Raw genomic sequence first — 12,887 nt, 5'->3', positions numbered from 1 at the left:
AGCCATAGCTCCTTGTAGTGCCAGTGGATAGGGACTATACCTTACATATCCAAAATTTTGGAATTAGTTATTTTAATAACCGTTTTCATGATATTTATTAAATAAACCAGAATAATTTTGCTTTAAGTTTTCTATTTTTCTAACATCATTAGAAATGATATCAATAACATCGTTGCTAACATATAACAGAAATTCATCGTTAAAAAAAGAAATATAAGCTTCCGTATGACCTTTATAAATTGCTGAGCAATATTTCGATATATCCTCACGATTTAAATTCTTTATCGTAACGTATACTTCCCCATTACCACTAGCTTCCTCTCTAACTACAGTCTCATGCCAGTTGGTAATTTTAGTTATTTTCCTGATTTTGAACCTTGTAGAACGACGAATATTATCTATATAATATTCGGATAAAAATATAAGACTTATTTTATCCTCCTCTTTAAATATATCTCCAATAATTGTTTGGATTAAGCTAATATTTAAATCTTCTATAGCCAATCTAATTCTTTGCTTTGACTTGAAAATAGGGGGTTTCTTTATTACAATCGAAATCAATATTACTATCCTTTAATTTAACCAATTTGCTTAAGCTCCTATTCTTTTTAAGTCATTATTAGTACTTGATTTTTTTACTACCAGAATAAAGTAATAAAGCACCCACTTAAAAGGTAGGTGCCGCTAACCTTTGTATAAGTAATTATACAATATAATCTTAATGCTCAAATCACAATTAGATCGTGAACTAGAATTAATTAGGATTCTGTTTGTAAATCCAAATTCTTTTGGTTATTTTTAATAAAGGGCGGATAGTCAAAGAAAGACTTCCTAATAAATAAAGGATATTCCCGTATAAGCTTACACTTTGGAAGAAATTTAATATACTACCACTTACAAAAAATATACCAACTAATATATCCCCAAGTAATTGTAAGGAAGCATATTTTTCTTTAAAATAAATTTCTAATGACTGACCCGCTATGCTTATGTCCTTTGTATCCCCATTTGTATAATTTTTAATTTTTGGTATTCGCATATACTAAGTCTGCTCCTTCCATAAATTGAATTTTCACTCTACATTACCCAAGTTTGGAAAAAGCTACACATTAAAAATAAGCGTAGGTTCAATTAAAATTTCATAAATATTACATTTCTATTTTAAAGCTTTTTAATGTGTTTATATAGGAAAATTAGTGGTATACATTTTTATAGAAAAGCTAATAATTAGCTTTTAAATTTATTAGGAGGTGGAGAATCATGGCAAACAAGCAAACTTACAAAACAGGAGAAAAGGCCCCGGAAAGTGGTTTATTCAAGATTGACAGTTTAGTAAACGAAGGATCCACTAACGAGGGTGATACAGAAATTAGATTGGAAGAAGGCGAACAGTTTCCTCCTTCTCCATCAAGTAATAAAGCTGTGAATTGGGTAAAAGCATAATGAGATGAACAGAAAGAGCCGTGGTGCGGCTCTTTCTTGATTTTAGATCATTTTATTTATGAAAAATAGAAGTTTCTGCTTATTTAAATATAGTATGTACAGAAACTATTGCTTGGGTATATAATACAACTATACCTAAAAAAGGCTATAGAAAACGAATAAATTCAAAATAGAATAGGAGCGCTAATATTGGTTTCTTTAAAAGATTTACACTATGATTATAGTAGGGTAGAGCTTAAAATGGAATTAAAGGAAAAAGTAAAAGTAGGTGCCACTATTCGATTAAGTTTAGACACGTATTTATCTTTCGGATTTTCTACAATTGAAACGAATATCATTTGGACGGAGCAGGATATTCAACTATTAAAGGAGCAAATCCAATCCATTCCTTTAATCGGTGATTCGGTAGATTATTTGAATGGTTTAGAGCCTGACTTAAGCTTCATCTATATTCGATCCAACGATTTGGCAAACAATGAATTAATCTTGTTTATCACTTTAGATAGTGGTCAAATAAATCATCAAATAGGAACCGACAGCGGACCAGCCATTAAATTGTTAACAACACAGCAAGAACTTTTGAAATGGATAACAGATTTGGAAATGTCTTTTCTAAAAGACAATAAGGTGGAATAAATTATATGGAGCAAAAAAGATTATCAGATAGCGTAGCGGATGATATTATGTCCATGATTGCAATTGAAAAAAGATTTCACCCGGGCGATAAGCTTCCAAACGAGAATGAATTTTCCGAGGAGCTTAATATTAGCAGGACAACCCTTCGCGAAGCGATTAGAATCTTAGTGACAAATGGTATTGTAGAGATTAAAAGAGGGAAAGGTACTTATATCAAAGAAGATATTGATGTAAATAACATAGAATCCTTAAGTTTTTTGACAGATGCTAAAATTAACGCGAAGGATTTATATGAAATGCGCCTAATATTTGAGCCAGAAGCTGCTTATTATGCTACGATTCGAGCGACGGATGTTGAGTTAAAGCGAATTCTAGAATATGGACACCAAATTGAAGAGAGAATTAACCGGAATGAGGATAGGACAGCAGTTGAACAAAATTTCCATAAATCAATTGTTAAAGCTACCCATAATGAATTTATGGAAAAGCTTATGCCTGTTATTTATCAAGCGATTGACAAAGGAGTTATTCTTTCTAAGAAAAAAGAGCTAGCGATTAAAGAGACAATTAATGATCATAAAATGATTATGGAATTCATGAAAAATCGTAATCCAGAAGGTGCAAAAAGCGCCATGAAAATACATATTCTACACGCTATGAAGGAATTAGGAATTGAATAAGGATATATGGCATCTTGTTAAGCACAGGATGTTTTTTTGTGGCAAAAGTAAAGCCTATAATGATAGAAATTTTTTAAGACCTCATACAACACTATTGACAGCAGACAACTGTCGATATAAAATACATATTACATATAAAAAATACAGGGGTGTGTGCAGATGAGAAGAAGTGATACGATTAAGATTGGGGTAGATCGTGCCCCTCATCGTAGTCTTTTGTATGCTACAGGAAAAGTAAAAGCAAAGGATTTGGGGAAACCATTTATTGGTGTTTGTAACTCTTATATTGATATTATACCTGGTCATGTTCATTTACAAGAATTTGCGAAAGTAGTAAAAGAAGCCATTATTGAAGCAGGTGGTATTCCATTTGAATTCAACACAATTGGTGTAGATGACGGTATTGCGATGGGGCATATTGGTATGCGTTATTCCTTGCCAAGTCGTGAATTAATTGCAGATAGTGCAGAGACAGTAATCAATGCTCACTGGTTTGATGGTGTATTTTACATTCCGAACTGTGACAAAATTACACCAGGTATGTTAATGGCAGCTGCTCGTACAAATGTACCTTCTGTTTTCGTCTCAGGTGGACCGATGGAAGCTGGTATGAGTTCAAGTGGAAAACAACTCTCCTTGACATCTGTTTTTGAAGGTGTCGGTGCATATAAAGCTGGTAAAATGACGGAAGAAGAATTTAACGATATCGAAGCGAATGCTTGTCCGACATGTGGATCTTGCTCTGGTATGTTTACAGCAAACTCGATGAACTGTTTAATGGAAATGCTAGGCTTAGCCCTTCCAGGAAATGGTTCGATTGTCGCTACTAGTGAAAAACGTAAAGAACTAATCTACGAAGCAGCAAAACATTTAGTTCGTATGATTGAAGAGGATGTAAAGCCTCGTGATATTATTACAAAAGAAGCAATTGACGATGCATTTGCACTAGATATGGCAATGGGTGGTTCTACCAACACGGTATTGCACACACTTGCCATTGCTCGTGAAGCAGGTATTGAATATGATCTTGAAGACATTAATAAAGTTGCTGAACGTGTGCCATATCTTGCGAAAATTATGCCAGCATCAGATATTTCGATGGATGATATTAACAGGGCTGGTGGTGTAAGCTCGATCATTAACGAATTAACGAAGATACCTGGTGCCATTCATCCAGAACGCTTAACGATTACCGGTAAAACAATGGGTGATCTTGTCAGCGACTATGAAATTACAAATAAAGAAGTTATTCGTTCAATTGACAATCCATATAGCCCTGTTGGTGGTTTATCGATCCTATTCGGAAATATCGCTCCAGAAGGTGCTGTAATTAAAGTAGGTGCTGTAGATCCTTCTATCAAAGTGTTCGAAGGTGAAGCTATTGTATTTAACTCTCAAGATGAAGCACAGGCTGCAATTGATGATGGCACTGTGAAGGAAGGGCATGTTGTAATCATTCGTTATGAAGGACCAAAAGGTGGGCCGGGAATGCCAGAAATGCTAGCACCTACATCGGCTATCATGGGGCGTGGCTTAGGGAAAACAGTGGCACTTCTAACAGATGGACGCTTTTCGGGAGCATCACGTGGTATTTCCATTGGTCATATATCTCCAGAAGCGGCAGAAGGTGGTCCAATTGCGTTAATTGAAAATGGAGATATTATCAAGATCGACTTACCTAACCGTACATTAAATGTAGACTTATCCGATGAAGAATTAGCAGAACGTAAAAAATCACTAAAACCTTTTGAGCCTAAAATTAAAAATGGCTGGTTGGGTAGATATTCTAAACTCGTAACAAATGCTTCCAAAGGTGGCGTTATGAGCATCTAATATCATTATCTTAATTAACGAATAAACGTTTGGACATTTCTCCAAACGTTTATTTTATATGTTAATTTTTACACAGCAGAAATATAACAAAAGACTAATTGGAGAAAGTACAGAAAAAGGATGGAGAATGCTATCTTAAATATTTTTGAGGATTGGGAGAAAAAGTTAGAAAATGATGAATGGTATTTTCAAAATGCCTATGAGAATCTGGTCGAGGGATTAACTTCTGAAGAGGCATTTCTTCAGATTTCAGCTATTATCCATATTTTACTGAAGACAGTAGACTGCTTCTTATTAAGTGAAGGCGTGGAGATTTTAATAGGGATCTATCATATAGCAGACACCACCCAAGTTCACCCCTTTTTTGAAGAAAAAAGGGTGGATATAGAACATCATCTTTCTAAACATGGTGATCAACATGCCCAAGAGGTATATGGTGCATTAAAGCGACGCACTTACGCATGACCTAAAGAACCTACCATTTATTGACAGGTTTCTGTTTTGTTTTCCTCACCACTAATTAGTTCCTCTATCATATTCCTCACCTTACTACGAATAGCGGGGTTGAAGTATCTTCGTTTCTCTTCCTTTCCTTTGCAAATAAATGTATATTCGGTAAACGTGCCATCTTTGTCAGATAAGATAACTTGTATATTTTCCTTGTACATTTCTTGTTTTAACAATCGTCTTTCGGCGGTAGCTTTGATCTCTAATCGATGCAGTAGTGCCAAATAGGGCTCATTAATTTTAAAAGGGGATAATTTTTCCAATCGCTTAATGTCAGATTGGATGACTTGAATGGTCATCGTGAGAAATAAGAATCGTGTTGCTGTTTTAAATTCTTGTTCACCAATGTATCTCATTACACTCACTCCTCAGGTAACAAACATATGTTCCTATTATAGTCGAATCTCTATATTTTATGCAATGTAAAATAAATAGTTAATTTTACAAATCTTAACAAGGATTCTGAGAATAAATGGCGAATAATATAATATCTAGAAATCATATCAGGAGGAATATGTATGAGTTTAAGTATTCGAAAGCATGAACAAGAAGGTCTCCCGCATGTGATTACAAAAGAAGATATAGACCGAAAAATAGAGGAATTAGACATATTATTTGAGGAAACGGAACATAAGTTAGAACGAGATTAAAACGTATATATTGTATAAAAAAAGAGGCTGGGACAAAACCCCAGTAGATAAAAAATAAACGTGATGCCGTCACTCAGCGTAGTGATGGTATCACGTTTTTATATTTCTTCGAAATTTATGTAAACAAAAAGGACACCTTTTGATAGAATTAAAGTGACCAAACCATAATTCAGAAAGGGTGTCCTTATGTTTAAACATTATACCATGAACCAAGTTGTTTTGCCTTTAGATTTAGAAGTTAAACTACGAAAAAATGATATTGCTTTTGCCATTAATGAATTAGTGGAAAGCATTCCGGAGGAAGCGTTCAAGAGTTTTCTACGAAAAACTGGTTGTCCTGCTTACCATCCTCGCATGATGCTGAAGATTATCTTATGCGGCTATACGCAGTCAGCTTTCTCAGGAAGAAAGATTGAAGCGATGTTAGTAGATAGTGTTCGAATGATGTGGTTAGCTCAAGGTCATGAACCAAGTTATCGTACCATTAATCGATTCCGTTCCAATCCTTTGGTTGAAGAATTACTAAGGGAATGCTTTGTTCAATTTCGTTCTCATTTAGTGAAAGAAGATTTAATTGAGGAAGAAGCTATTTTTATTGATGGCACAAAGATTGAAGCGAATGCAAATAAGTTTACGTTTGTGTGGCGGAAGTCTGTGGAGAAATACAGTTCTAGCCTGATTAAAAAGTCGAATCAAATGTATGATGAACTACTAGAGAAGCAAATCATCCCAGAAATAAAACGAGAAAATCTTGAGGAATTATCGACAGAAGAAATGGAAGAAGTAGTGGAAAAACTTGATGAAAAGATAAAAGAATATGATACAAGAATTGAAGAGAATAAAATTGTAAGTGAACGAAAACAATTACGTAGTGAACGGAAGCTACCAAAGCAATCTCGCAAGCACTTTATGGATTTTATACAGCGTAAACATAAATATCAAAAAGCTATGAAAATCTTTGGAGATCGCAACAGTTATTCCAAAACAGACCCAGATGCCACGTTTATGAGAATGAAAGATGATTATATGAAGAACGGTCAATTAAAAGCAGGCTATAATATACAGATCGCGACCGAAGGTCAGTATACTTTAGCCTATGATGTTTTTGCGAATCCTACGGATACGCGAACCTTCATTCCATTTCTCAATCATATAGAAAACAATTTCTTTGAATTACCTAAATACATTGTGGCCGACGCCGGATATGGTAGCGAGCAAAATTATGAAGATGTCCTCGAACAAAGAAAAAGAATACCTCTCATTACATATAATCAATACCGAAAGGAGAAAAAAAAGAAGCATAAAAATAACGCTTTTCATGTAGATAATTGGGCGTACAACAAGGAAGACGATACATATACATGTCCAAATGGCAAAAGAGTGTCGTTTAGCTATGTGTCTAATCGAACAGATAAATATGGTTATTCCCGACAGTACAAAGTGTATGAGTGTGAAGATTGTACTGATTGTCCTTTACGTTCACTTTGTACGAAAGCAAAAGAAGGAAATAATCGGAAAGTTCATTACAATGAAAAGTGGGAAACTCAAAAAGAATATGTGAGAGCGAAGCTTTCAGATGAGAAAACTGGTGAAATATACGGTAAACGTAAAATCGATGTGGAACCAGTTTTTGGATTCTTGAAGGCTAATTTGGGTTTCACTCGAATGTCTTTAAGAGGCAAAGACAAAGTTAAAAATGAATTAGGATTTGCGTTTATGGCGGTAAACTTGAGAAAGTATACCGCCAAGGATGGAAAACTTTTGTTGAAAATAGAAAATAAACAAACAAAAAGTGTCTCTGAACAAAATAAATTGTTCAGAGACACTTTTTATACTTTTTTGGCTAGTTATGTCCCAGCCCCTTTTTCCTTTTTATAAATGACGATACAACCCAACCACTTTACCTAAGATGCTCACATTATCGTAAATAAGTGCATCCATTGTAGCATTTTCGGGCTGTAATCTAATATGATCCTTTTCTTTGAAGAATCTTTTTACAGTTGCTTCACTATCTTCAGTCATAGCTACCACAATTTCCCCATTTTGTGCAGTGTTTTGTTGTTTAACAATCACTTTATCACCATCTAATATTCCAGCCTCGATCATACTGTTTCCTTCAATTACTAATACAAATAATTGGTCACTGTCATGTGTGTCAGTGCTTGGAATCGGAATATATTCTTCAATATTTTCAACAGCGGTAATAGGAAGACCTGCCGTAACTTTACCAATGACAGGAGCAAACATTGCTTCCATTTGAGGAATATCTGCCTCCCCTTCTTGAGTTAGTACTTCTATAGCACGAGGCTTTGTTGGATCTCGACGAATATATCCTTTTTTCTCAAGTCTAGCAAGGTGGCCATGAACAGTAGAACTAGAAGCTAACCCAACGGCTTGGCCAATTTCTCTAACAGAAGGAGGATAACCTTTTAAATCGACCTGTTCCTTGATATAGGCAAGGATTTGCTCTTGTCGTTTTGATAAATTTGTCATTTATGAAACTCCTTTTGCGTATGATTTATTAAAAATAGTATATCATACCATTTCTAAATTCACAAACATTCGTTCGAAAAAAACACTTGACAGGAACTTCTGTTCGTATATAATAAAAGTACGAACAGAAGTTCTATGGAGGGGTAAAAATGTTAAAAAAGTTATCGAAAATTGACTTATTTTATTTATTTTCTTTTGTTATAGTGCTTATTTTCTTGTATAGTTCTATTATCTTTAGTATTTAAGGAGTCGTAGTCCGTGCATGCCATTATATACAGTAGAGTTAGTACAGAAAAGGATACCCAGTCAACGTCATTAAAAAGGCAAACAGAGGAGTTAATAGAGTTTGCTAAAAAAAGCAATATAAATGTAGTAAAAATAATCAAAGAAAAGCAAAGTGGCTATGAGGTAGAAAGAGAAGGGATTTTTGATATGCTCGAAGCATTTCAAAGAAAGCAGGCAAACCTTCTACTTATCCAAGACGAAACAAGATTAGGTAGGGGAAATGCAAAAATTGCCTTATTACATCAAATAGCTAAGCTAGAGGTAGACATCTATTCATTATCGCAAGGTGGTAAGTTAGAGCTTTCTGAAGGGGATTCCATGGTCTTACAAATAGTATCTATTGTAGAGGAATACCAACGAAAGCTACATAACGCTAAAATAAAAAGAGGGATGAAAAAGGCAGTCCAAAATGGTTATAACCCAGCAGACAACCTAACTAATCAACATCTCGCTAAGGGAAGAGAACGAAAGGAATTTCCAATCGATGAAGTAGTTCGGTTAAAAGGAAATAAGCTAACCTTTCAAGAGATTGCATCGATCTTAAAAGGGATGGGCTATGAAGTTTCTAAGGCCACGATCCATAGACGCTATCAAGAATACATTATGCTTGAAAAAAATAAAAAAAATAAATTACAATGAAGAGAGTATACAATTGTGAGTATGCTCTTTTTCTAATTTTGAAAAAGGTTATACCCTAGTAATCAAAAAAAGGAGCTTAAAAATGCTTTCAAAGGAAAAAATTGCTCGAATTAATGAGTTGGCCAATAAAGCAAAAAAAGACCGCTTATCTGATAAAGAAAAAGAGGAACAACAACAGCTACGTCAAGAGTATTTGCAAAATGTGAGAAAATCATTTAAAAATCATATGAAAGGGATGACAGTCGTTGACCCAAATGGAAATGATGTGACACCAGAGAAGCTTAAAAAACTTAAATCCAAGAAATAGTGTACACTATTTCTTGGATTTAAGTACATCATTTCAAATAGTTACGAGAAAAAAACACCTTTTTTCGCATATATACTTGTCTTATTTGGCATTTCGTTATAGGATTATAGATGTGCGTACATATTTTGCTTATTGAAAGGGGATAATTACATGTCAAATCAAGTTGAACAAATGTCGATAAATACGATTCGAACTTTGTCAATAGACGCAATTGAAAAGGCTAACTCTGGTCATCCAGGTTTACCTATGGGTGCAGCACCAATGGCTTACACTCTATGGACAGAACATATGACACATAATCCGAAAAGCTCAAAATGGTTTAATCGTGATCGCTTTGTATTGTCAGCAGGTCATGGTTCCATGCTTTTATACAGCCTGTTACACCTTTCCGGTTATCAAGTTACTATTGAGGACTTAAAAAATTTCCGTCAATGGGATTCCAAAACTCCTGGACATCCAGAAGTGCATCATACGGATGGGGTTGAAGCGACAACTGGTCCGCTTGGACAAGGAATTGCTATGAGTGTTGGAATGGCAATGGCTGAGAAACACTTGGAAGCTAAATATAACAAAGACAATTATAATGTAGTAGATCATTACACTTATGCCCTTGTAAGTGATGGGGATTTAATGGAAGGTATTTCTCACGAAGCGGCATCATTAGCCGCTCACTTAAAGCTAGGCAAATTAATTGCACTTTATGATTCCAATGATATTTCTTTGGATGGTGAATTAAATAAATCCTTCTCCGAAAATGTAGCAGGTCGTTTTAAAGCATATGGCTGGCAAGTAATCTTAGTAGAAGATGGTAATGATACGAAGGCCATATCAGAAGCTATTGCGAAAGCCAAAGAAAATACGGATCAACCAACGTTAATTGAGGTAAAAACCGTTATTGGTTATGGTTCACCTAACAAATCTGCCTCTTCTGCATCTCATGGTGCCCCATTAGGAGCAGATGAAGTGACCTTAACAAAAGAATTTTATAAGTGGGAGCATGAACCATTCCACGTTCCAGACGAAGTATACCAAGATTTCCAAACTAAAATTGTGGATAAAGGCGAATCTGAAGAAAAAGCATGGAACGAATTATTTGCTTCTTACAAAAATGCTTTTCCTGAACTAGCTAAAGAGCTAGATGATGCAATTCAAAATAAATTGCCAGAAAATTGGGATAAAGACCTTCCTGTATATAAGGCAGGAGAAGATACAGCCGCTACACGTGCAACATCTGGTGAAGTATTAAATGCTATCGCTAAAACTGTACCATCCTTATTTGGTGGAAGCGCTGATTTAGCAGGCTCTAATAAAACTAACTTAAAAGATGCTGGTGATTTCTCTGCAGCAGAGCCTGACAAACGTAACATCTGGTTCGGTGTACGTGAATTTGCGATGGCAGCTGCATTAAATGGTATGGCACTTCACGGTGGATTAAAAGTATTTGGTGGTACATTCTTCGTATTCAGTGACTATTTACGTCCAGCAGTACGTTTATCTGCTATTCAAAACTTACCAGTAACTTATGTATTAACACATGACTCGATTGCAGTAGGAGAAGACGGACCAACACATGAGCCTGTTGAGCAATTAGCAGCATTTAGAGCAATGCCTAATTTATCAGTGATTCGTCCAGCTGATGGAAATGAAGTTCAAGCTGCATGGCGTTTAGCAATAGAATCAACAGATCAACCAACAGCTCTTGTTCTAACACGTCAAAACCTTCCAACACTTGAAGGGACTGCGGAAAAGGCGTATGAAGGTGTGAAAAAAGGTGGATATATCGTAAGCCCATCTTCTAAAGAAACACCTGATGCGATTCTCGTAGCAACTGGTTCTGAGGTGCAATTAGCGGTAAAAGCACAAGCAGCACTTAAAGAGGAAGGAAAAGATGTAAGTGTTGTAAGTATTCCTTCTTGGGATCGTTTTGACAAGCAAGATGCAGCATATAAAGAATCTGTACTACCTAAAGCAGTCAAGAAGCGTGTAGGTATTGAGATGGCATCATCCCTTGGTTGGGAGCGTTATGTAGGTACAGAAGGTGCTATCATTGCGATTGATCGTTTTGGTGCATCAGCTAATGGAAATAAAATTATCGAAGAATATGGCTTTACAGTAGAAAATGTAGTGAAGCATGTTCATTCATTAATTTAATGGTCGTAGAAATCCTTAGCTCATGAGCTAAGGATTTTTACTTGCCTCATATCTGTTTAAATTTGTCGTTTAGCACAATTTTTCTATTACCGATGCTTGTATTATTAATCGACATTTACTATACTGTATGAGAGAGAATTTGAAGGAGGAACGTTTCAATGAGCACTTTTCTTTGGATTATATTTATCGTGGTTGCATTATTAGCCGGTGTTGCACTTGGCTTTTTTATCGCGAGAAAATATATGATGAACTACTTAAAGAAAAACCCACCAATCAATGAACAAATGTTACGCACGATGATGATGCAAATGGGCCAAAAGCCATCGCAAAAGAAAATCAAACAGATGATGCGTGCGATGAACAATCAAATGGATAATAAATAATGTAACATAATTGTCGAATTAGAATCCTTGCTATTATGAAGCAAGGGTTTTATGCTATATGTAGGGTATTTTGGCAGTTGAGCTAAGAACTAATATACATAATCCATAACTGCCATTAATATACTACTTGAAATAAGAATATGGTAGATGGAGTGACTTCCGTGCAGGAAATAAACATTTTTATTGCTTTTGGCGCTGGCTTTTTGTCTTTTATATCACCATGTGTGCTACCACTATATCCTGCGTTTTTATCGTATATTACCGGGATGAGCGTGAATGATATAAAAGAAGAGCAAGGTATGTTTAATTATAAGAGTATTATTCATACGTTATGCTTTCTTCTAGGGTTTTCTAGCATTTTTATCTTACTAGGTTTTACAACAAGTTTTATTGGCGAGTTTTTATTTCGCTGGGAGGACCTTATTAGACAAGTTGGAGCGATCCTCATTATTTTCTTTGGCTTGATCATCGTGGGGCTATTGAATTTCTCCTTCTTAATGAAGGAAAAGAAAATTCATTTTAAAAATCGCCCAGCAGGTTTTATAGGATCTTTCTTTATTGGAATGGCTTTCTCACTTGGATGGACACCTTGTACTGGGCCTATTCTAATGGCGGTGATCTCTTTAGCGGCGACAGATACAGAAGCGGGTATACTTTTAATGACAGCCTACTCACTCGGCTTTGCAGTTCCCTTTTTTATTCTAGCGTTTTTCATAGGTAAATTAAATTGGATTAAGCGTAATAGTAACAAATTAGTAAAAATAGGCGGTTATGTCATGATTTTTATGGGATTTTTCTTGTTTTTCGATCTCATGACAAAACTAACATCGTTTTTATCAGGGTTTTTTAATTTTAAAGGATTCTAAATAGAAAGAGGTAA

Annotated in this window: 16 protein-coding genes; 12 read left to right on the top strand and 4 right to left on the bottom strand. The window is 35.2% G+C overall.

Annotated features, from left to right (window positions below; translation table 11 throughout):
* Window positions 1–72 precede the first annotated feature (72 nt).
* Both ACZ5N5_RS16305 and ACZ5N5_RS16300 read right to left on the bottom strand, forming a co-directional pair.
* A complete protein-coding gene (locus ACZ5N5_RS16305) occupies window positions 73–561 on the bottom strand; it encodes a hypothetical protein (protein WP_464372778.1) in 489 nt (162 codons plus the stop codon).
* Window positions 562–754: 193 nt separating this feature from the next.
* Window positions 755–1,039, bottom strand: coding sequence for a YrhK family protein (locus ACZ5N5_RS16300; protein ID WP_464372777.1), 285 nt, complete (start codon window positions 1,037–1,039; stop codon window positions 755–757).
* Window positions 1,040–1,260: 221 nt separating this feature from the next.
* Here ACZ5N5_RS16300 and ACZ5N5_RS16295 point away from each other — a divergent pair, with 221 nt between their 5' ends.
* The 5 genes from ACZ5N5_RS16295 to ACZ5N5_RS16275 all read left to right on the top strand — a co-directional run bounded on the left by ACZ5N5_RS16295 (window position 1,261) and on the right by ACZ5N5_RS16275 (window position 5,057).
* On the top strand, window positions 1,261–1,443 hold the full coding sequence (locus tag ACZ5N5_RS16295; RefSeq protein ID WP_054789306.1) for a YjzC family protein: 183 nt from the start codon (window positions 1,261–1,263) through the stop codon (window positions 1,441–1,443).
* Window positions 1,444–1,632: 189 nt separating this feature from the next.
* A complete protein-coding gene (locus ACZ5N5_RS16290; RefSeq protein WP_054789305.1) occupies window positions 1,633–2,079 on the top strand; it encodes a hypothetical protein in 447 nt (148 codons plus the stop codon).
* Window positions 2,080–2,084: 5 nt separating this feature from the next.
* Window positions 2,085–2,759, top strand: a complete 675-nt coding sequence (locus ACZ5N5_RS16285; protein ID WP_464372776.1) for a FadR/GntR family transcriptional regulator — start codon at window positions 2,085–2,087, stop codon at window positions 2,757–2,759.
* A 159-nt stretch (window positions 2,760–2,918) separates the two neighbouring features.
* Window positions 2,919–4,592: a dihydroxy-acid dehydratase gene (gene ilvD / locus ACZ5N5_RS16280; RefSeq protein WP_464372775.1), complete on the top strand. Its 1,674-nt coding sequence runs from the start codon at window positions 2,919–2,921 to the stop codon at window positions 4,590–4,592.
* 120 nt (window positions 4,593–4,712) lie between these two features.
* Complete coding sequence (locus tag ACZ5N5_RS16275) at window positions 4,713–5,057, top strand: ABC transporter (protein WP_464372774.1); 345 nt, start codon at window positions 4,713–4,715, stop codon at window positions 5,055–5,057.
* Window positions 5,058–5,074: 17 nt separating this feature from the next.
* Here ACZ5N5_RS16275 and ACZ5N5_RS16270 read toward each other — a convergent pair whose 3' ends face one another.
* On the bottom strand, window positions 5,075–5,455 hold the full coding sequence (locus ACZ5N5_RS16270) for a hypothetical protein (RefSeq protein ID WP_054789303.1): 381 nt from the start codon (window positions 5,453–5,455) through the stop codon (window positions 5,075–5,077).
* A 162-nt stretch (window positions 5,456–5,617) separates the two neighbouring features.
* Between ACZ5N5_RS16270 and ACZ5N5_RS16265 the strand changes: the two genes are divergently transcribed.
* Both ACZ5N5_RS16265 and ACZ5N5_RS16260 read left to right on the top strand, forming a co-directional pair.
* Window positions 5,618–5,749: a hypothetical protein gene (locus tag ACZ5N5_RS16265; RefSeq protein WP_277677881.1), complete on the top strand. Its 132-nt coding sequence runs from the start codon at window positions 5,618–5,620 to the stop codon at window positions 5,747–5,749.
* A gap of 186 nt (window positions 5,750–5,935) precedes the next feature.
* Window positions 5,936–7,627, top strand: coding sequence for an IS1182 family transposase (locus ACZ5N5_RS16260; protein ID WP_464372773.1), 1,692 nt, complete (start codon window positions 5,936–5,938; stop codon window positions 7,625–7,627).
* Here ACZ5N5_RS16260 and lexA read toward each other — a convergent pair.
* Window positions 7,622–8,242, bottom strand: a complete 621-nt coding sequence (gene lexA, locus ACZ5N5_RS16255) for a transcriptional repressor LexA (protein ID WP_054789277.1) — start codon at window positions 8,240–8,242, stop codon at window positions 7,622–7,624. The two genes, ACZ5N5_RS16260 and lexA, sit on opposite strands and share 6 nt — an antisense overlap.
* A gap of 258 nt (window positions 8,243–8,500) precedes the next feature.
* Here lexA and ACZ5N5_RS16250 point away from each other — a divergent pair, with 258 nt between their 5' ends.
* The 5 genes from ACZ5N5_RS16250 (at window position 8,501) to ACZ5N5_RS16230 (ending at window position 12,873) form a co-directional block, all read left to right on the top strand.
* Window positions 8,501–9,166 (top strand): YneB family resolvase-like protein, encoded by a 666-nt coding sequence (locus tag ACZ5N5_RS16250; RefSeq protein WP_109984373.1) that lies wholly within the window; start codon window positions 8,501–8,503, stop codon window positions 9,164–9,166.
* Window positions 9,167–9,248: 82 nt separating this feature from the next.
* Window positions 9,249–9,473, top strand: a complete 225-nt coding sequence (locus ACZ5N5_RS16245) for a DUF896 domain-containing protein (RefSeq protein ID WP_277677882.1) — start codon at window positions 9,249–9,251, stop codon at window positions 9,471–9,473.
* 150 nt (window positions 9,474–9,623) lie between these two features.
* On the top strand, window positions 9,624–11,624 hold the full coding sequence (gene tkt / locus ACZ5N5_RS16240) for a transketolase (RefSeq protein WP_464372772.1): 2,001 nt from the start codon (window positions 9,624–9,626) through the stop codon (window positions 11,622–11,624).
* A gap of 158 nt (window positions 11,625–11,782) precedes the next feature.
* Window positions 11,783–12,007 carry a YneF family protein gene (locus tag ACZ5N5_RS16235; protein ID WP_054789276.1) on the top strand — a complete coding sequence of 75 codons (225 nt, stop codon included), beginning with the start codon at window positions 11,783–11,785 and terminating at the stop codon, window positions 12,005–12,007.
* A gap of 161 nt (window positions 12,008–12,168) precedes the next feature.
* Window positions 12,169–12,873, top strand: a complete 705-nt coding sequence (locus ACZ5N5_RS16230) for a cytochrome c biogenesis CcdA family protein (RefSeq protein WP_109984370.1) — start codon at window positions 12,169–12,171, stop codon at window positions 12,871–12,873.
* Window positions 12,874–12,887 lie beyond the last annotated feature (14 nt).

The organism is Gracilibacillus sp. JCM 18966, from assembly GCF_055392695.1.
Note: the sequence above shows the minus strand (reverse complement) of the source record. Positions and strands in the feature narration are given on the sequence as shown.

Coding starts and splice junctions, on each gene's coding strand:
- ACZ5N5_RS16300 (WP_464372777.1), bottom strand. CDS start 1,039: ATGCGAATACCAAAAATTAAAAATTATACAAATGGGGATACAAAGGAC.
- ACZ5N5_RS16295 (WP_054789306.1), top strand. CDS start 1,261: ATGGCAAACAAGCAAACTTACAAAACAGGAGAAAAGGCCCCGGAAAGT.
- ACZ5N5_RS16285 (WP_464372776.1), top strand. CDS start 2,085: ATGGAGCAAAAAAGATTATCAGATAGCGTAGCGGATGATATTATGTCC.
- ilvD (WP_464372775.1), top strand. CDS start 2,919: ATGAGAAGAAGTGATACGATTAAGATTGGGGTAGATCGTGCCCCTCAT.
- ACZ5N5_RS16275 (WP_464372774.1), top strand. CDS start 4,713: ATGGAGAATGCTATCTTAAATATTTTTGAGGATTGGGAGAAAAAGTTA.
- ACZ5N5_RS16270 (WP_054789303.1), bottom strand. CDS start 5,455: ATGAGATACATTGGTGAACAAGAATTTAAAACAGCAACACGATTCTTA.
- ACZ5N5_RS16265 (WP_277677881.1), top strand. CDS start 5,618: ATGAGTTTAAGTATTCGAAAGCATGAACAAGAAGGTCTCCCGCATGTG.
- ACZ5N5_RS16260 (WP_464372773.1), top strand. CDS start 5,936: ATGTTTAAACATTATACCATGAACCAAGTTGTTTTGCCTTTAGATTTA.
- lexA (WP_054789277.1), bottom strand. CDS start 8,242: ATGACAAATTTATCAAAACGACAAGAGCAAATCCTTGCCTATATCAAG.
- ACZ5N5_RS16245 (WP_277677882.1), top strand. CDS start 9,249: ATGCTTTCAAAGGAAAAAATTGCTCGAATTAATGAGTTGGCCAATAAA.
- tkt (WP_464372772.1), top strand. CDS start 9,624: ATGTCAAATCAAGTTGAACAAATGTCGATAAATACGATTCGAACTTTG.
- ACZ5N5_RS16235 (WP_054789276.1), top strand. CDS start 11,783: ATGAGCACTTTTCTTTGGATTATATTTATCGTGGTTGCATTATTAGCC.